The 18,026-nt window shown below is 58.3% G+C and carries 19 protein-coding genes and 1 pseudogene; 7 read left to right on the plus strand and 13 right to left on the minus strand.

All coding sequences use genetic code 11. The features are described from left to right. The first annotated feature begins 19 nt into the window (after positions 1 to 19). From tag to QOM08_RS00070, 4 genes are all read left to right on the plus strand, one after another. Entirely contained in the window at positions 20 to 577 is a 558-nt protein-coding gene (tag, locus tag QOM08_RS00055) for a DNA-3-methyladenine glycosylase I (protein ID WP_076383159.1), read from the plus strand. 42 nt (positions 578 to 619) lie between these two features. Then, complete coding sequence (locus QOM08_RS00060; RefSeq protein ID WP_188252212.1) at positions 620 to 1,507, plus strand: lysophospholipid acyltransferase; 888 nt, start codon at positions 620 to 622, stop codon at positions 1,505 to 1,507. Between the two features lie 406 nt (positions 1,508 to 1,913). Further along, the gene (locus tag QOM08_RS00065; protein WP_316912397.1) at positions 1,914 to 2,267 is read left to right on the plus strand and encodes a VOC family protein; all 354 of its coding nucleotides are present in this window, start codon (positions 1,914 to 1,916) and stop codon (positions 2,265 to 2,267) included. 164 nt (positions 2,268 to 2,431) lie between these two features. Beyond that, complete coding sequence (locus QOM08_RS00070; RefSeq protein WP_047230113.1) at positions 2,432 to 3,220, plus strand: SDR family NAD(P)-dependent oxidoreductase; 789 nt, start codon at positions 2,432 to 2,434, stop codon at positions 3,218 to 3,220. A 116-nt stretch (positions 3,221 to 3,336) separates the two neighbouring features. Here the strand turns inward: QOM08_RS00070 and QOM08_RS00075 are convergent, their stop codons facing one another. From QOM08_RS00075 to QOM08_RS00090, 4 genes are all read right to left on the minus strand, one after another. Then, complete coding sequence (locus QOM08_RS00075; protein ID WP_316912398.1) at positions 3,337 to 3,744, minus strand: phage infection protein; 408 nt, start codon at positions 3,742 to 3,744, stop codon at positions 3,337 to 3,339. A gap of 33 nt (positions 3,745 to 3,777) precedes the next feature. Next, complete coding sequence (locus tag QOM08_RS00080) at positions 3,778 to 4,197, minus strand: organic hydroperoxide resistance protein (RefSeq protein ID WP_003196182.1); 420 nt, start codon at positions 4,195 to 4,197, stop codon at positions 3,778 to 3,780. A gap of 959 nt (positions 4,198 to 5,156) precedes the next feature. Then, complete coding sequence (locus tag QOM08_RS00085; protein ID WP_316912399.1) at positions 5,157 to 6,281, minus strand: diguanylate cyclase; 1,125 nt, start codon at positions 6,279 to 6,281, stop codon at positions 5,157 to 5,159. A gap of 195 nt (positions 6,282 to 6,476) precedes the next feature. Then, entirely contained in the window at positions 6,477 to 7,040 is a 564-nt protein-coding gene (locus QOM08_RS00090; protein ID WP_316912400.1) for a TetR/AcrR family transcriptional regulator, read from the minus strand. 151 nt (positions 7,041 to 7,191) lie between these two features. Between QOM08_RS00090 and QOM08_RS00095 the strand changes: the two genes are divergently transcribed. Continuing rightward, positions 7,192 to 7,893, plus strand: coding sequence for a glutathione S-transferase (locus QOM08_RS00095; protein ID WP_410479117.1), 702 nt, complete (start codon positions 7,192 to 7,194; stop codon positions 7,891 to 7,893). 145 nt (positions 7,894 to 8,038) lie between these two features. On the opposite strand, the gene QOM08_RS00100 is transcribed toward QOM08_RS00095, so the two are convergent. Then, complete coding sequence (locus QOM08_RS00100; protein WP_139048710.1) at positions 8,039 to 8,413, minus strand: lysozyme inhibitor LprI family protein; 375 nt, start codon at positions 8,411 to 8,413, stop codon at positions 8,039 to 8,041. A 243-nt stretch (positions 8,414 to 8,656) separates the two neighbouring features. On the opposite strand from QOM08_RS00100, the pseudogene QOM08_RS00105 reads away from it, so the two are divergent. Beyond that, a pseudogene (locus tag QOM08_RS00105) lies at positions 8,657 to 8,997 on the plus strand (DUF6124 family protein). Between the two features lie 86 nt (positions 8,998 to 9,083). Here QOM08_RS00105 and QOM08_RS00110 read toward each other — a convergent pair. The 4 genes from QOM08_RS00110 to QOM08_RS00125 all read right to left on the minus strand — a co-directional run bounded on the left by QOM08_RS00110 (position 9,084) and on the right by QOM08_RS00125 (position 12,706). After that, positions 9,084 to 9,923 (minus strand): DUF3800 domain-containing protein, encoded by an 840-nt coding sequence (locus QOM08_RS00110; protein WP_316912401.1) that lies wholly within the window; start codon positions 9,921 to 9,923, stop codon positions 9,084 to 9,086. Positions 9,924 to 10,171: 248 nt separating this feature from the next. Next, complete coding sequence (locus tag QOM08_RS00115; RefSeq protein ID WP_316912402.1) at positions 10,172 to 10,945, minus strand: MetQ/NlpA family ABC transporter substrate-binding protein; 774 nt, start codon at positions 10,943 to 10,945, stop codon at positions 10,172 to 10,174. A 79-nt stretch (positions 10,946 to 11,024) separates the two neighbouring features. Beyond that, positions 11,025 to 11,699 carry a methionine ABC transporter permease gene (locus QOM08_RS00120; protein WP_047229776.1) on the minus strand — a complete coding sequence of 225 codons (675 nt, stop codon included), beginning with the start codon at positions 11,697 to 11,699 and terminating at the stop codon, positions 11,025 to 11,027. Beyond that, a complete protein-coding gene (locus QOM08_RS00125; protein WP_047229777.1) occupies positions 11,699 to 12,706 on the minus strand; it encodes a methionine ABC transporter ATP-binding protein in 1,008 nt (335 codons plus the stop codon). Before QOM08_RS00125 ends, QOM08_RS00120 begins: the two co-directional genes overlap by 1 nt. Before the next feature lie 265 nt (positions 12,707 to 12,971). Here QOM08_RS00125 and katE point away from each other — a divergent pair, with 265 nt between their 5' ends. After that, entirely contained in the window at positions 12,972 to 15,110 is a 2,139-nt protein-coding gene (katE, locus tag QOM08_RS00130; protein WP_316912403.1) for a catalase HPII, read from the plus strand. Positions 15,111 to 15,226: 116 nt separating this feature from the next. Here the strand turns inward: katE and QOM08_RS00135 are convergent, their stop codons facing one another. Genes QOM08_RS00135 through zur form a run of 4 tightly spaced genes read right to left on the minus strand, consistent with a single transcriptional unit; the run spans position 15,227 to position 18,023 of the window. Beyond that, the gene (locus QOM08_RS00135; RefSeq protein ID WP_139048715.1) at positions 15,227 to 15,940 is read right to left on the minus strand and encodes a PA5502 family lipoprotein; all 714 of its coding nucleotides are present in this window, start codon (positions 15,938 to 15,940) and stop codon (positions 15,227 to 15,229) included. 37 nt (positions 15,941 to 15,977) lie between these two features. Beyond that, a complete protein-coding gene (gene znuB, locus QOM08_RS00140; protein ID WP_047229780.1) occupies positions 15,978 to 16,766 on the minus strand; it encodes a zinc ABC transporter permease subunit ZnuB in 789 nt (262 codons plus the stop codon). Continuing rightward, positions 16,759 to 17,541 (minus strand): zinc ABC transporter ATP-binding protein ZnuC, encoded by a 783-nt coding sequence (gene znuC / locus QOM08_RS00145; RefSeq protein ID WP_047229781.1) that lies wholly within the window; start codon positions 17,539 to 17,541, stop codon positions 16,759 to 16,761. The genes znuB and znuC overlap by 8 nt, the downstream gene beginning before the upstream one ends. Next, entirely contained in the window at positions 17,541 to 18,023 is a 483-nt protein-coding gene (zur, locus tag QOM08_RS00150; protein ID WP_047229782.1) for a zinc uptake transcriptional repressor Zur, read from the minus strand. Before zur ends, znuC begins: the two co-directional genes overlap by 1 nt. Between the last annotated feature and the right edge of the window lie 3 nt (positions 18,024 to 18,026).

Raw genomic sequence — 18,026 nt, forward strand, 5'->3', positions numbered from 1 at the left:
GCACGCCCCCTGGAGCCTTATGCCACGCTGCTTTTGGTGTTCTGACGATCCTTTGTACATGGCTTATCACGATCAGGAGTGGGGCACGCCGCTGCGCGATGCGCAGGGTTTGTTCGAGTTGCTTTTGCTCGAAGGGTTCCAGGCCGGGTTGTCCTGGATCACCGTTTTGCGCAAACGCGAGCGCTACCGGCAAGTGCTGTTCGGCTTTGACGTACAGCGCGTGGCGCAGATGAGCGATGCAGAAATCGATGAGCTGATGCTCGACCCCGGCATCATCCGCAACCGCCTCAAGCTCAATGCGGCCCGGCGCAATGCCCAAGCCTGGCTGGCCCTGGAGGATCCGGTGGCGTTCCTCTGGTCGTTCGTGGACGGCAAGCCGGTCATCAACCACTTCAAGGACCGCTCCGAAGTGCCGGCCATCACGCCCCAGGCCGTGCAGATGAGCAAGGGCCTGAAAAAAGCCGGCTTCACCTTTGTCGGGCCGACCATTTGTTACGCCTTGATGCAGGCCTCGGGAATGGTCATGGACCACACCCAGGACTGCGACCGCTACGCGGAGCTGGCAAACGGCGGTTAGAATAGCCGGCTCGCAACACGCCCATGAATTCAGGAGTGACCTGTGGATAAGTTGAAAGGCGCCTTGCTGGTCGGCGCTCTGCGGTTGTTTGCGCTGCTGCCTTGGCGCGCGGTGCAGGCGTCGGGTTCGGCCATTGGCTGGCTCATGTGGAAGCTGCCCAATCGTTCCCGCGACGTGGTGCGGATCAACCTCGCCAAGTGTTTCCCCGAGATGGACCCGGCCGAGCGCGAACGCCTGGTGGGCCAAAGCCTCAAGGACATCGGCAAATCCCTGACCGAAAGCGCCTGCGCCTGGATCTGGCCGGCCCAGCGTTCCATCGACCTGGTGCGGGAAGTCGAAGGCCTGGACGTATTAAAAGAAGCGCTCGCTTCCGGCAAAGGCGTGGTGGGCATCACCAGCCACCTGGGCAACTGGGAAGTGCTCAACCACTTCTATTGCAGCCAGTGCAAACCGATCATTTTCTACCGTCCGCCCAAGCTTAAAGCGGTGGATGAATTGCTGCGCAAACAGCGCGTGCAACTGGGCAACAAAGTCGCGGCGTCGACTAAGGAAGGTATCCTCAGCGTCATCAAAGAGGTCCGAAAGGGCGGTCAAGTGGGCATTCCCGCCGACCCGGAACCGGCCGAGTCTGCCGGCATCTTCGTACCCTTCTTCGCCACCCAGGCCCTGACCAGCAAGTTCGTACCGAACATGCTCGCCGGCGGCAAGGCCGTCGGCGTATTCCTCCACGCCCTGCGCCTGCCGGACGGCTCCGGCTACAAAGTCATCCTCGAAGCCGCCCCAGACGCCATGTACAGCACCGACACCGAAACCGCCTGCGCCGCCATGAGCCAGGTTGTGGAGCGTTATGTACGGGCCTACCCGAGCCAATACATGTGGAGCATGAAACGCTTCAAAAAACGCCCGCCAGGCGAGGCGCGGTGGTACTGAAGGCCTGTTGCTGCATATGAGTGACACAGGGATTTGTGGTGAATGCAGGATATGCGAACACCCAAGAACCCATGTGGGAGCCGATCTTGCTCGCGATGGCGGCGGCCCATTCAACATCAGTGCAAGCTGACCCACCGCTATCGCGAGCAAGCTCAGCTCCCACGGGGATTTGTGATGGATGCGATATCTGTGAACAACCCGGAAAAACTGTGGGAGCGAGCCTGACAGACAACACATATCCAACCGAACGGCTCACCCTGTGGCGAGGGAGCTTGCTCCCGCTGGGTTGCGCAGCAGCCCCAACCAAGCTGACACATTCTTTCAGGCACAGAGGTCGATTTTTCCAAGCACAGTGCGGGCTGAATGTCCTAAGCTCGCCTACCCCCAATCAGCCAAGGACGCGTCAATGGGCATTCGAGGTAATGACCGCCAGATTGATAACATCGAGTTCAATGTCAGCGATATCGCCCGAAGCAAAGCCTTCTATGCGAGCGCATTCGGCTGGAGTTTCGTCGACTACGGCCCGACCTACACCGAATTCAGCGACGGTCGTCTGACCGGTGGCTTCACGACCGGTGAACCTGTGCGCCCAGGCGGCCCGTTAATCATCCTGTACGCGGATGACCTTGAAGGCACCCAACTCAGAATCGAAGCCGCAGGGGCGATCATCAGCCGTGAAGTGTTCGCTTTCCCCGGTGGCCGACGTTTCCACTTTATCGATCCGGATGGTTATGAGCTGGCGGTGTGGTCGGCTTCCTGATGGCTGATTGATCACGAGGAGGCGCAAAGCCTCAATCGTGTCCATGATTAAGGACCTGCGATATCGGTGACGTTGGAATGGCAAAGCCATCTCTAAATCCGTCGGATTACCGTCCGTTCAGAAATATCGCACTTCCTCTGGTTCATTAATCAAGGAGTCCCCTCATGAAAATCGACTTCACCGGACGCCACGTCTTAGTCACCGGCTCCTCCAGCGGCATCGGTTTCGCCACAGCCAAAGGCTTCCTCGAGTCCGGCGCCCACGTGGTCATCAATGGTCGCAGCGAGAGCAGCGTGGAGGACGCGTTGCAGCGGTTGGGCGACCTTGCTTCAAGTGCCGCGGGCTTTGTGGGTGACCTTAGTCATGAGGCTGGCTGCCAGGCACTGATCGCCAAGCACCCAAGCTTCGATATCGTCATCAACAACCTGGGCATTTTCAAACAGGAAGACTTTTTCGAAACGCCGGACAGCGAATGGCAGCGCTTTTTCGAAACCAACGTGATGTCGGGCGTGCGGGTTTCCAGGGCCTACGCGCCGGGCATGGTCGAGCGCGGTTGGGGGCGGATTGTGTTTGTCTCGTCGGAATCGGGTCTGAACATCCCCGCCGACATGATCCACTACGGCTTTACCAAAACCGCCCAACTGTCCATTGCTCGCGGCCTGGCCAAGCGCCTCGCCGGCACCGGCGTTACGGTGAATTCGGTACTGCCTGGGCCGACGCTTTCCGAAGGAGTTGCCCAGATGCTCCAGGCAGACGTTGAGCGTAGCGGGGAAAGCCTGGAAAAGGTCGCGGCGGATTTCGTCAACCAGCACCGCAGCACCTCGATCATCCAGCGTGCGGCGCGCGTCGAGGAAGTCGCCAACATGATCATCTATGCCAGCTCGGAACAGGCCTCGGCCACCACCGGTGCGGCGTTGCGTGTGGATGGTGGTGTGGTGGATAGCATCGTTTAGGGCCCTATGACACGTTGCAAAAAAACGCCGCTTCCTCATGAGAGATAAGCGGCGTTTTTTCTTTTGGAAGCAACATGGGTTGATTTGACCCGTTTTCGGAGCGTTGAAGGGTTTGTTCAGCCTACCCGGTTTTCGATCAAGCGATCCGAGCCACCTTCGGCTACACGTTTATCAATCAGCCGGTCCGAGCCACCTTCGGCGACACGTTTTTCGATCAGCCGATCCGAACCGCCTTCAGCGACACGTTTTTCGATCAGTCGATCCGAACCACCTTCGGCGACACGTTTTTCGATCAGTCGATCCGAACCACCTTCAGCGACACGTTTTTCGATCAGCCGATCCGAACCGCCTTCAGCGACACGTTTATCGATCAGCCGATCCGAACCGCCTTCAGCGACACGTTTATCGATCAGCCGATCCGAACCACCCTCAGCGACCGTAGGTTGAACAAAAGAAGTTGCGAATGCATTGCCGAGCGCCAGTGCGAGAAGCGAGCCAACGAGCTTTTTGTTGAAAGTGTTCATGTCCTGATCCTTTTTATTCGTAGATGAAGTGAGTTAGACGGTGACGTGCAAACGGACGTCGACGTTGCCGCGTGTCGCGTTGGAGTACGGGCAGACCTGGTGAGCCGCGTCGACCAGCGCTTGAGCATCGGCTTGATCCAGACCCGGCAGATTGATGTGCAGGTCAATGTCCAGACCGAAACCGCCAGGGATCTGGCCGATGCCGACGTGTGCCGTGATCGAGGCGTCAGCAGGGATGCTGCGTTTGCTTTGGCTGGCGACAAACTTCAATGCGCCGATAAAGCAGGCCGAGTAACCGGCGGCGAACAACTGCTCAGGGTTGGTGGCTTCACCACCGGCGCCGCCCAGGGCTTTTGGTGTGGCCAGTTTCACGTCGAGAATCTTGTCGCTGGAAACAGCACGGCCATCACGGCCACCGGTGGAGGTTGCGACTGCGGTATAGAGAACGTTCATGGTGTTTCCTCGCTTGCTGATTGGTTTGACCGATTTGGTTTGCGCTAAATGTTTGTGCGCTAACCAGTTGAGATAAAGTTAACGGACAAATAGTTTGCGCGCAAGATAAATTTTTGAAAATTTGCCGAATTTGAATTAACCAGTTGATCCGAAAGGAAATTTATTTTTAAGCGCCGCCGTGTCGACAGAGCGTGTGGGCGAAGTGATTCAAGGGGAAGGAGGTGCTAGGGAGTATCAGCAGGGCCAGCGCAATTGCAGGCCTTCGAAGAGAGGGGCTTCACCAGCAGAATGGTGGGTTTCTCGATCATTCCCACGCTCCTGCGTGGCAATGTCGTCAGGGACGCTTCTGATCAAACCCTTTCCGACGGCGTTGCAGATGCTCCAAGTAGACGTCGAGCGCAGCGAGGAAAGCCCTGGAAAGGGTGGCGGTAGATTTCGTCAACCAGCGTCGCACCTCGATCATCCAGCGCGAGACGCGCGTCGAGGAAGTCGCCAGGTCGGAGCAGACCTCGGCGACCACGCCGGAGGCCGCTCACTTGTGTGCTTGCCCCGAGTTATTCCGTCTTCCCGCCATTGCTCATCAATGCTCGTGTTTAGTCGCCCGTGGTTATCTGGAGAGGCTGTCATCTGAGCAAATTGCTTTCAGAGCGAGGAAGGTGGTTGGAGTGGGACCAATCTGAGTCGGCATGCTGACGAGCGTAAGAGTGTCCGAATTACCTTCCAGGCGGTACGGCTTTCCGTTACACAGCTTTTTGGCTTTCTGATTTATATCTTCCAACATGCCTTCCCTTGAATTGAAGACACTCCCACTGTTGGTAAGCATATATTCGCCTGGACCCACCTTGTCAACGGAGGTGAAGGTACACCCTGCTAGGGAGGAAAAGATAAATCCGATTAATGCTGTTTTTTTCAACTGTTCAATCTCCGGTGCAAGTTTATACCGCCGAAACGGCCTTCTTCTAAGCAACAGCAACCTGATTACGCCCCAACGCCTTTGCTCGATACAGAGCTTTGTCCGCATCGTTCATCAGGCTGTGAAGGTCCTTATTACAAGCCTCCGTCGACGCGACGCCGAGGCTGGCTGATATGCAGTGAACAGGCTCGATCATCAAACCCGCAATCGTATCGATGAGCTGTTCTGCAATCTGGGTAGCGACTTCGATGGAAGTGTCCGGAAGCAGGATGGCGAACTCTTCCCCGCCTAGCCGGCCATGAATATCCGTTCCCCGAAACGACGAACTGATGACCGCCCCCATCTGGCGCAGAACCTGATCCCCCACCTGATGGCCGTAGGTGTCGTTGATGTGCTTGAAGTGATCCATGTCCAGCATGACGGCGCACAACCCTACCCGCTTGGCCTTGCATTCGTCGTAGAGCTGTTGGGCATGCTCGAAAAAAGCCCGACGGCTCTTCAGGCCGGTCAGTTCATCGGTTTGGGCTGCGCGAGTTGAAATGCTGTTGGCCTGTTCCATTTCGCGGGTGAGTCGAAAAGCGGTTTCCAGTGCCTGGGACATTTTGTGTGTAGCACGGGCGGCAAATGCTGCGAACACCAAAATCGAGAGTGCGATGCCCACTTGAATCGGCGACGGTTGAAACAGCAGCCAGGCGGTACACGGCAACAGCACCAGGCCAATGGAGACGAGAGTCATATCACGGTAGGCGGAGTAGCAGGACACCGCGCTGACGGACATGCCGACAGTAAAAAGCATGACCAATGCCTGGGACAACAGATCGTCCGCCGGCATGACCGCTAATGCACCTCCTCCCCAGATGCTGGCGGACAATACCAGTGTGATCCAGTATTTGCGCTCCCAGCGTTGGGGGGTGCGCTCGCTTTCGTCGCTGCGAACATAGGCAACGAACAACGAAATGCGCAACAGCGTCGAGCCAGTCAAGATGGCCAACCACCAAAAGATGACGCTGTGCTCAAACCGATTCCAGCACAGCCAACACAGCATGATGGCCGCGAGGTAGCTACCGAACACCGCAGAAACCGATTGGCGAAACAGTTGCTGCAGCCGGTCAGTTCGCACCTGCTCGGCTATGAAGAAAGCCTGGTCATTCCGAGATCCTGGGCAATCCATGTGATCCACCTGATCGTGACGCAACTGAAAGAGAGCGATTGTGGCACCCTGCCAGTAAGGCGAACAACTGAATTACACCCACAGTCCCGATATCCCGATTAAACCGAACCCCGTGGCGAGGGAGCTTGCTCCCGCTGGGCTGCGAAGCAGCGCCAACCATTCCTACAGACAAATCGCATCGTCTGCTTTACCGGATCAGGCAGGCAGCAATCCCGCCTCCTGATAGCTCGATATCAAATCATCGAACAGGCTCACATCCGCCCGAGTTCGCGCGATTAACTGAGCACCCGCCACAGCGGTGTAAATAGCGAGGGCTCGGCGTTCACATTCTTGCGTGCTGCCAGTTCCGGCATCTGCCAATACCTGGGCAAGCCACGTTACGTTACCGTCCACAAAGGTCCTGATCTCTCGCAACACCTCATCGGGAAGGTCTTCGTATTCGGCTGCCATGAAGCTGGACAGACAAAGCTTGTTGCCGTCCTGAAGCGAAGTTCGAAAAATGGCGGCGTACAGCTGCACGCACTCCTTAGGATCAGTATTGGCGGCCCGGATCCCTTCAAGCACCCGCCGCGTGTCCTGCCAGTAGCGTTCAGCAACCGCCGCGGCCAGGCCGGCCTTGCTCGGGAAGTGGTAATAAATGCTGGCGTTCTTGATGCCCACCTCTTCGGCAATGTTACGGAAATTTATCCCATTGTAACCGTGCAGTTGTGCAGCGGATTTCGCTGCCGCCAAGATGGCTTCTCGAGCATTTTCGTTCACGTTGTGGCCTCGTTTCGAAATTCGATTCACTCATGTCATCGCGATTCTACGCCCGGATTTGCTTACCTGCCAATTGTCAGGTAGGGGGTTGACAGCGCCCGATCTCCAGCTCAATCTTTTACCTACCAATTGACAGGCAGGTAACCGAATCATGACTTCTTCCCAACAGAGCGCTGATGTTTACACCGTTCCTACGATGAAAATTTACGATTGGTTCAACGGCCCTTACCCCGCCCGAGTGCGCATAGCGCTGGCGGAGAAGGGATTGCTCTCGAAAATCGAATTCGTGTCGGTGAATCTCTGGAGCGGCGAACATAAGCAACCCGAGTTCCTGGCCCTCAATTACTCCGGGACACTGCCCGTGCTGGAGCTGAGCGATGGGACGCTGATTGCCGAGTGCACGGCGATTACCCAATACCTGGATAGCCTGGTCGGCGAACCGACGCTGACGGGCGAAACACCTGTTGAAAAAGGCCTCATCCACATGATGACCAAGCGCGCCGAGATCGAGTTTCTCGATGCGGTCAGCATGTACTTCCACCATGCAACGCCGGGCCTGGGCCCAAAGGTCGAGCTGTACCAGAATGCAGAATGGGGCGGCCGAATGGGCGACAAGGCGATCAGAGGCATGCGCTATTTCGACAACCTGCTCAAAGACCGGCCTTTTGTAGCGGGTGACAAGTTCTCGATGGCCGATATTGCGGTGCTGGGCGGCATGATCTTCGCCTCGCTGGTGCAGCTCACCGTTCCTGAAGAATGTGTCGCATTGCGCGCATGGCATGCCAGGATGCAGGAACGTCCCAGCGTGCAGACATGGCGTGCCATGGTCGAGCGTGGCGTTGAGCCGCGATAGTGGGTAAACCCGCCAAAGAAAAACCCGACGCTTTAGGTCGGGTTTTCCTGGGTATTCCGACCTGCAAGTGAGTCACGGGTGCAAAAGGGATGGAGCGTAATCTTGAAAGAGCACGAGCAAGCCCGACGTGCTCATTGTTTACGGGTTACTCGACTCGCGACAGCTTAGCGTCGTCGCAACCGGCAGCACGGCACTCGCGCTCGACAGCCTTGAGTATGACGATACGCGCCTCTGTCTTCTCATTGGCACAGTCCAGGTAGAGCAGGCCATCGTTGGAACAGGCGTTGTCACGGATTTTGATCCACTGGATTTGAGCGGCTTTCACTTTTTTCTTTTGCTCCGGGTTCAGAGCACTCATCGTCTTCTTGTATTGCTCGTTGATTTCCTGATCCGACTGAACCATTTTCAGCGACGCGCAATATGTCCTGTCATAGGCGTTTCTAGGGTTATCGCAACTCATCGCAGATGCCGATGCTGATGCCATTGCCAGCAATGTCCCAACCAACAAAGACTTGATCACTCACTTCACTCCCTGAATGCCCTCTATTCATTAGAGGTCGCGGCGGGGAATTTATCATGAGGGTTGTAGAACAATGAAGCAGATCCTAGGGTTCATTCGGTCTGAACAATGGGCAAATGCTGATAGGGGTTGGGGAGCAAGTGATTTCTGAAAAAGGCTGCGTAGCTCCCGCTAACCTGCGTACAGCTGCCACCCCTTGTTTAGTAGCTAGAGGGTTACGGCTTCACTTACAGGACTTAGTACATGTTCAAACCTACACCGAATCCGCCTGAAACAGACCATACCGCCTCGCGCAGCAAATCCAAGGGCAAAAAACACGACGAAGCCGCCAAACGCACCTTGGATTACTACCTGCTACCCAAACCGGAAAAGTCCGAAGATGCGTCCCAACCGGACCAACTCTTCACCGTCGCAAAAAACGCCGACAACGAATCCCTCCTCGCCAACCTCAGCGAAACCCTGGCGGCAGCCTGGCCTTTGACCTGGAAGGACCGCGCCGTCATATCCTTCTCGGCATCCAGCAATTGATCGAATTGAGTTCATTGCTAACGAATCGGGTGTTGGATAACGTCGATCCGCGATAGCAGGTAAATATCCTCCCGAAAAGCAAACCCGACATCTTGTGTCGGGTTTGCTTTACTAACGCTCTATGGGCCTTACATGAGGGACATTAGTCGCCTGCGAGGGCACCAGCTGCATCGGGCATAGTCTCTCCGGCCTGCTCGGCGGGTACCTCAGCGGTCTTCTGATGTTCCAGGCCGCTGCTTGGCATTGTGACTTTGGCGATACGATCAGAAAAATATTTGTCGAATGGTTCCAGCTCCGAATATTCATCAGGGGCAACCAACAAGGCCTTCAGGCGCCCGATAAGGCCGCAGATCCAGTCGGCGCACTGGATGGTTTGGAACAGATGGCTTTCGGCCTGAATTGGCGGCTCAATGAGTGCCCTGCATTTTTGCGAGGCATCCTCGAACATGGCCAGCGTGCAGACCTCCACGTTGGTTTCCCGCCATTCGTTACCGCAGCGTTGTTCATCGAGCATCAACATGAAGGTTGAGCCGCTCTGTACGCAGAATCGGTCTATTTTGCGCACGGCCTGCAGAAGCTGCCGTTTGAACGTCTCGGTGGAGTCATGGGCACCAGGATCAGTGGTCTTGTGCTCTCCTGTGTAGAACACGTGACCGCCGATTTTCTCAATGTGGCTCAGGAGACGGAACGTGGAGCGCCGGAGTTGCTCATATTTGGTGACGTTGCGGAGGGCGTATAGCTGAGAGCCCTTCTTTTCCCACTGATAGGCGGGCAGATTCTTGGGGTTATCGTTGGCAAGGTCGAACGCAAGGAGGTGGCATTTTAGCTTGTAGAAATAGATTGCGAACTCGCGGATTTCGGTAGCTGGAAGGATCAGCCCAGCAAACCCGAAAGCGGGATGCGTTTTGTACCTTGGATGGTGGCGTGAGACGTACTGGCCGACGTGCCCGAACTCATCCAGGTACGCGACGTAATGCGTCATAGTGACCGGACTCCTTGTCATAGAAACACGAAAGCCCGCAGAGATTTCTCTCAAGCGGGCCTCGGAAGGTAGGCACGAGAGTTAAACCCTCATGCGTTGGGGACAATTATTATTGCGGAACAAACACTATGTCAATCAAGTTTGATGAATGCCCATGATCTTGAGGGCCTTTCCGTAACGCCGTATTTCCGAGCAAAAAAACGGGCCTGCATTCCCACGCAGCCCCGTTTTTTCACCACCTGATCAGCTCAAAACGCCGGCAAAACCGCCCCTTTGTACTTCTCAAGAATAAAAGCCTTCACTTCCGGCGTATGCAACGCCGCCACCAGCTTCTTCATCGCCTCACTGTCCTTATCATCCTCACGAGCCACCAGGATGTTCACATACGGCGAGTCGTTCCCTTCAATCACCAACGCATCCTTGGACGGATCAAGCTTGGCCTCCAACGCATAGTTGGTATTGATCAACGCCAGATCTACCTGAGTCAGCACCCGTGGAATGGTCGCGGCTTCCAGCTCACGGAACTTCAAATCCTTCGGGTTCTCAACAATGTCCTTGGTCGTCGACAGGATGTTGTTGGAATCCTTCAGCGTGATCACCCCGTGCTTCGCCAGCAGCAACAGCGCACGGCCGCCGTTGGTGGCGTCGTTAGGGATGACCACGTTGGCACCGCCTGGCACTTCTGCCAGTGTCTTGAACTTGCTGGAGTACGCGCCCAAAGGTTCCAGGTGCACGCCGGTCACACTCACCAGGTGGGTGCCCTTGGCTTTGTTGAACTCATCCAGGTACGGCTGGTGCTGGAAGAAGTTGGCGTCCAGGCGCTTTTCCGCGACCTGTACGTTCGGCTGGATGTAGTCGGTGAAGACTTTGACCTTGAGGTCGACGCCTTCTTTGGCCAGGGCCGGTTTGACGAATTCGAGGATTTCCGCGTGCGGCACCGGTGTCGCCGCGACGGTCAGGGTCTCGGCGGCGTGGGCGGAAAATGCTGCGGCGGCAGCGAAGGCAACCAGTAGTTTTTTCATTCAGCTAACTCCTTGTGGGGCGCCCGCTCTTGGCGCCTGCCAGCGAATGGCCGGCTCATGGTTTATTGGCCGCGAGGCCTTACTTTCTAGAGAAATGCACAACCAGTTTGTCGCCCACGGTTTGCAGGACCTGGACCAGCACCAGCAGCAACACCACCGTGACCACCATCACATCGGTCTGGAAGCGCTGGTAACCGAAACGGATCGCCAGGTCACCCAAACCACCGGCACCGACCACACCGGCCATGGCCGTGTAGGACACCAGCGTAATCGCTGTCACCGTAATCGCGGCAAAAATGCCTGGACGGGCTTCCGGCAGCAAGGCGTTGACGATGATCTGCCGCGTGGTCGCGCCCATGGCCTGGGTCGCTTCGATGATGCCGCGATCGACTTCGCGCAAGGCGGTTTCCACCAAGCGGGCGAAGAACGGTGTTGCGCCGACCACCAGTGGCGGGATTGCGCCGGCCACGCCCAGGGATGTGCCGGTGATCAATACCGTGAACGGAATCATCACGATCAACAGGATGATGAACGGCAGCGAGCGCAAGATGTTGACGATCAGCGACAGCAGCGCATAAACGCCGCGGGCTTCGAGCAACTGGCGCGGGCTGCAGAGGAATAACAACACGCCCAGCGGCAGGCCGAGTAGCACGGTGAAAAGCAGCGAGCCAAAGAGCATCAGCAGGGTGTCGCCGGTCGCCAGCCAGATTTCCAGCCAATCGATGTTGGCGAAGAATGAATTCAACAGTTCCATCAGCGCAGCACCTCCATGTGGACGTCAGCCGCGGTGAAGCGGGCGAATGCCGCCTCCATGTCACCGCCGGTGACGGCGAGGGTCAGTTGCCCGTAGGGGGTGTCTTTGATGCGGTCGATACGACCGGCCAGAATGCTGTAGTCCACGCCGGTTTCCCGGGCGACGGTGCCGAGCAATGGCGCGTAGGTCGCTTCGCCTTGGAACGTCAGACGCACGATGCGCCCCGGTACGTGGGCGAAGTCGTCGCGCTGTTCGCTTTCGTCGATCTGCTCGTCTTCCTGGACGAAACGCTTGGTGGTCGGGTGCTTGGGGTGCAAGAACACCTCGGCCACGGGCCCCTGCTCGACGATCACACCGGCGTCCATCACCGCCACTTCATCGCAGACGCGGCGGATCACGTCCATTTCATGGGTGATCAGCACGATGGTCAGCTTCAGCTCGCGGTTGATTTCCGCCAGCAGTTGCAGCACCGAGGCGGTGGTTTGCGGGTCGAGGGCGCTGGTGGCTTCGTCGCACAGCAGGATCTTGGGCTTGGTCGCCAGGGCGCGGGCGATGCCGACGCGCTGCTTCTGGCCACCGGACAACTGCGCCGGGTATTTTTTGGCGTGGTCGGACAAGCCCACCCGCGCCAGCAATTCGGCGACGCGCTGGTCGATTTCGCTGCGGGACAATTCACCCGCCAGCGTCAGTGGCAGCGCCACGTTGTCGGCCACGGTCTTGGACGCCAGCAAATTGAAGTGCTGGAAAATCATCCCGACCTGCTGTCGGAAACGCCGCAAGCCGCCGGCGTCCAGGGCAGTGACTTCCTCGCCGTCGACGATGATCTTGCCGCCGCTGGAGTCTTCCAGGCGATTGATCAGGCGCAACAGGGTACTTTTCCCCGCACCGGAATGGCCAATCAGGCCGAAGACCTGACCGTTCTCAATCGTCAGACTGGTCGGGTGCAGGGCGGGGATATCCCTACCGGCGACCCGGTAGGTTTTATGGACGTTTTGAAACTCGATCACGTAGCGAACCTTGTGGGGCGCGTTGGAAAAGGATCAGCGGTTAGCCGGGCGCGCATTTTAGCCTGTCCGTATAGAGGTTCTTAGCATTTATTTGCGATTGAACCAGCCATTTGGCAATAAGGCGATCAAAGGACATAAAAAAGGAACGCGGCGAACCGGTATCGGTCACTCACTAAGCAACTCGAAAATGCCCGGGTACCGTGCCTGCGGCATCGAACTCAAGAGTCCTGGCCACGGCGGGGATCGCAACGAGGAGTTATGTCTGATGAGTACCAACAAGCCCACCGGCACCGAAAGCCAACTGGCCGGGACCGACACGCTGGATCGCGGCAACACCAACGCCAAGCTTGAAAGCCTGGAACAGTTTCGCTCCGACGCCACCGAGCAGGCGCTGCGCACCAATCAGGGCGTGAAGATTGCCGACAACCAGAACACCCTCCGGGTCGGGGCGCGCGGGCCTTCATTGCTGGAAGACTTCATCATGCGTGAGAAGATCACGCACTTTGACCATGAGCGCATCCCGGAGCGCATTGTCCATGCTCGCGGCACCGGTGCCCATGGCTACTTTCAGAGTTATGAAGCGCATTCGGCGCTGACCAAGGCTGGTTTCCTACAGGATCCGAGCAAAAAAACGCCGGTATTCGTGCGTTTTTCCACGGTGCAAGGTCCACGAGGATCCGGCGACACCGTGCGAGATGTGCGGGGCTTTGCGGTGAAGTTCTTTACCGACGAAGGCAACTTCGACCTGGTGGGCAACAACATGCCGGTGTTTTTCATCCAGGATGCGGTGAAGTTTCCAGACTTCGTCCATGCGGTGAAACCCGAACCCCATAATGAAATTCCCACGGGCGGTTCGGCCCACGACACCTTCTGGGATTTTGTCTCGCTGGTGCCGGAGTCGGCCCATATGGTGATTTGGGCCATGTCTGACAGGGCCATTCCCAAGAGCCTGCGGTCCATGCAGGGTTTCGGCGTACACACCTTCCGGATGATCAACGCCGAGGGCCGGAGCAGCTTCGTCAAATTCCACTGGCGCCCCACAGTCGGCACCTGTTCGCTGGTGTGGGACGAAGCGCAGAAGCTCGCCGGTAAAGATACCGACTACCACCGTCGCGATCTTTGGGAATCTATCGAGATGGGGGACTACCCGGAATGGGAATTTGGCGTACAAATTGTCCCCGAGGAAGACGAGCATAAGTTCGACTTCGACCTCCTCGACCCCACCAAGCTCATTCCCGAAGAGCTCGTTCCTATCACGCCCCTGGGCAAGATGGTATTGAACCGCAACCCGTATAACTTCTTTGCCGAGGTCGAGCAAGTCGCGTTCTGCCCTGGGCATATCGTGCCGGGCATCGACTTCACCAATGATCCGCTGCTGCAAGGCCGGCTGTTTTCCTACACCGATACGCAAATCAGCCGACTCGGTGGGCCGAATTTTCATGAGCTGCCGATCAACCGGGCGATTACCCCGGTGCACAACGGCCAGCGTGACGCCATGCACCGCACCACCATCGACAAGGGCCGCGCTTCCTACGAGCCGAACTCCATCGATGGCGGCTGGCCGAAGGAAACCCCGCCCGGCCCGCAGGACGGCGGCTTCGAAAGTTATCCAGAGCGCATCGATGCCCACAAGATTCGTCAACGCAGCGAGTCGTTTGGCGATCACTTTTCCCAAGCGCGGCTGTTCTACAACAGCATGAGCCCCCACGAGCAGGAACACATCATCGCCGCCTACAGTTTCGAACTGGGCAAGGTGGAGCGGGAGTTCATTCGGGCACGACAGGTCAATGAAATCCTCGCCAACATTGATCTGAAGTTGGCCGAGCGGGTGGCAATAAACCTCGGGCTGCCAGCACCGACCGCCTGCACCGTGGACGTACCGAAACCTTCGTTGGAACAATCCCCCGCCTTGAGTCAGGCGAACCTGCTGTCCGGGGACATCAAGACCCGCAAGGTGGCTGTGCTGGTGGCCAACGGTGTCGATGGGGCGATTATCGATGCGCTCAAGCAAGCCTTGGAAGCCAAGGGTGCTCACGCCAAAGTGCTGGGGCCGACCTCCGCCCCCGTCACCACAGCCGCTGGGCAAAAACTGCCGGTGGATGCGTCCATGGAAGGTATGCCGTCCATTGCCTTTGACGCGGTGTTCGTCCCAGGTGGCGCTGAATCGATCAAAGCCTTGAGTGCGGACGGCGTGGCGTTGCATTACGTACTGGAAGCCTACAAGCACCTGAAAGCCATCGCGCTCAACGGCGAGGCCCGGCAATTGCTGGTGCTATTGAAGCTGGAGGCGGATGCGGGGCTGATTCCCGACGCGGATGCCAGCCAGTTCCCGGCATTCTTCGACGCTATTGCCCAACATCGGGTGTGGGCGCGGGAGCCTAAGGCCAAGGCGATTCCGGCTTGATGGGCGGCTGACAGAGCTTTTGTTGGTAGGACGCAATCGCGAGCAGGCTCGCTCCCACAGTGGTTTTGTGTCGATCACAAAACCTCATGTGGGAGCGAGCCTGCTCGCGATGCTTTTTAGGGATTGCGCGGTGTCAGCACCATTTGCGCCGGTACGTTGCGCAGAATCTGCTTCTGCAGTTTCAAATCAAACCCCGGGTCCAGTTTCTGGACCCGCTTGGTCAGCAAAGTCGCCAACCACGGATAATCGTCGGTGCGCGGCGCCTGGATGCTGACGTCACATTGAAAATTCACCACGTCGGCGGCAATGGCATCCAGTTGTCGACGCATTTTCTGTATATCGCCGATATTCAGCGCAACTGTCGTGCTTTCAGCACTCGGGTCGATCACTTTGGCGACCGGTTTGGCTTCGGCGGCCTTGAGGGCGGCCTCGGCTTTTTCCAGCTCGACCTTGCGGGCCTCGGCAATGGCGCTGTTGACCTCACCGGAGAGCGCTGGCGCCTTGGGCATCAAGGCTCGGGCTCGGCTCAGGGCGGTGGCGGCGGCGTTTACATCGCCTTTTTGCAGGTCAATTTGGCTGCGGCGCAGATACGCCTCGGCCAGTTGCCGTTGGTAGGGTTCCAGCGCCGGGTCTTCCGGCGACTGGGCCTGCAAGGCGGCCAGTTGGTCTTCAGCAGTGGCCAGCTCATTGCCGGCCAGACTTTGTTCAAACTGCGCGAGGGCCGGGCCCCGGGTGTCGGGGGCTTCGGCGACTGGCGGCGAACTCTGGCAGGCGCCCAGCAGCAGGGAAAATGCGACAAGGAGCAGATAACGGGAGGCGAACGGCTTCATTCCTGCGACTCTCTATTTGCGCAAAAAGCGAGCAAGTCTACACCCCTCGGCGGGGCAGGACAAAACTCAGCAGAAATAGCGCGGCGGCGCTGACCACAATCGACGGCCCGGCCGGGGTGTCCTTGAACCACGATAGCGCCAGCCCGCCGCATACTGCGAGCATGCCCAGCAGGCTGGCGCCCAGGGCCATCTGCTCCGGGGAGCGGGCGTGCCGCTGTGCTGCGGCTGCCGGGATAATCAGCAAAGAAGTAATCAGCAATACACCGACGATTTTCATCGCCACGGCAATGACCACCGCAATCAACAGCATCAACGCCAGCCGCAAACCCACCACGGGCAAGCCTTCGACCCGCGCCAGTTCCTCATGCACCGTAACCGCCAGCAACGGGCGCCAGAGCGCTACCAGCAGCAGCAGGACGGCCGCGCTGCCACCCAGGATCCACGAAAGATCCATGGGGCTGATGGCAAGCAGATCACCAAACAGGTAGGCCATCAGATCAATCCGCACGTCATGCATGAAGCTTAGTACCACCAGCCCGAGAGACAGGGTGCTGGGCGCCAGAATGCCCAGCAGCGTGTCGGACGCCAGCGGTTGACGCTGTTGCAGCGTCACCAGCAGCACCGCCAGCAACAGGCAGCCGACGGTCACCGCTACTGCGGGGCTGACGTCCAGCAAAAAGCCCAGGGCCACGCCCAGCAAGGCCGCGTGGGACAAGGTATCGCCGAAATAGGCCATGCGCCGCCAGACCACGAACGAGCCCAGGGGGCCGGCCACCATCGCGAGGGCCAGGCCTGCGAGCAGGGCGTACAACAGAAAATCAGCCATGCTTGCAGCCATCTCCATGAACATGGGTAGTAACAGACGAGTCGCTGACCACCGAACCATGCAGGTCATGGGCGTGATCGTGATGGTGGTGATAAATCGCCAGGCTTTGTGCGTTCTTTCCGAACAGTTCGACGAATGCCGGATCGCCGCTGACCTGCTCGGGATGCCCGGAACAGCAGACGTGGCGATTGAGGCAGACCACCTGGTCAGTGGTGCTCATGACCAGGTGAAGGTCATGGGAAACCATCAGCACGCCGCAGCGGTGACGGTCGCGCAGGCGGGTGATCAGGCTGTACAGCTCGGCCTGACCGGCCACGTCGACCCCTTGTACGGGCTCGTCGAGCACCAGCAACTCGGGTTCGCGCAGCAGCGCGCGAGCCAGCAACACGCGCTGCATTTCACCGCCGGAAACACTTTGTACCGGACTGTCGATCACCTGTTCGGCACCGACTTCGTTGAGCGCCGCCAGGGCCCGTGCGCGATCCACGCCAGGCACCAGGCGCAAGAAGCGCAGGACCGACAGGGGCAGCGTCGGGTCGACATGAAGCTTTTGCGGCATGTAACCGACCCGCAGCTTCGGCTTGCGCCAGACGCTGCCGCTGTCGGGTTTGAGCAACCCCAGCACGGCACGCACCAGGGTCGTCTTGCCGGCGCCGTTGGGGCCGATCAGGGTGACGATCTGCCCCGGCTCGACGCTCAGGTGAATATTATCCAGCACGCTCTGGCCGGCGAACGTCACGCCTACGTGCTCGAGACGGATCAACGCATTGCTCATCAGGCCCCCTGGCAACCGGAGCAGAGCCCGACCACTTCGACGGTCTGGGTATCAACCACGAAACCCACTTCTTTGGCGCTGGCAACGATGGCATCGCTGATGGACTTCTGCTCCAGCTCGATGGCTGCGTGGCATTCGCGACAGATCAGGAACTGGCCCTGGTGCGCGTGTTCCGGATGATTGCAGCCAACGAAGGCATTCAACGACGAGATGCGATGCACCAGGCCGTTTTCCAGCAGGAAATCCAGCGCCCGATAAACCGTGGGCGGCGCGGCGCGGCGGCCGTCCTGCTCACTGAGCACCGCGAGTATGTCGTAGGCGCCCAGCGGCTTGTGGCTTTGCCAGACCAGCTCCAGCACGCGTCGACGCAAAGCGGTCAGGCGCAACCCTTGGCGCGCGCAGATGGCGTCGGCCTCGGACAGCGCGGTGTGCACGCAGTGAGAATGGTCATGGGGACGACTGGCAAGGGGCGTAATAGGCATGGG

It is taken from the genome of Pseudomonas sp. P105, assembly GCF_032614175.1.
GTDB lineage: Bacteria > Pseudomonadota > Gammaproteobacteria > Pseudomonadales > Pseudomonadaceae > Aquipseudomonas > Aquipseudomonas rhizophila.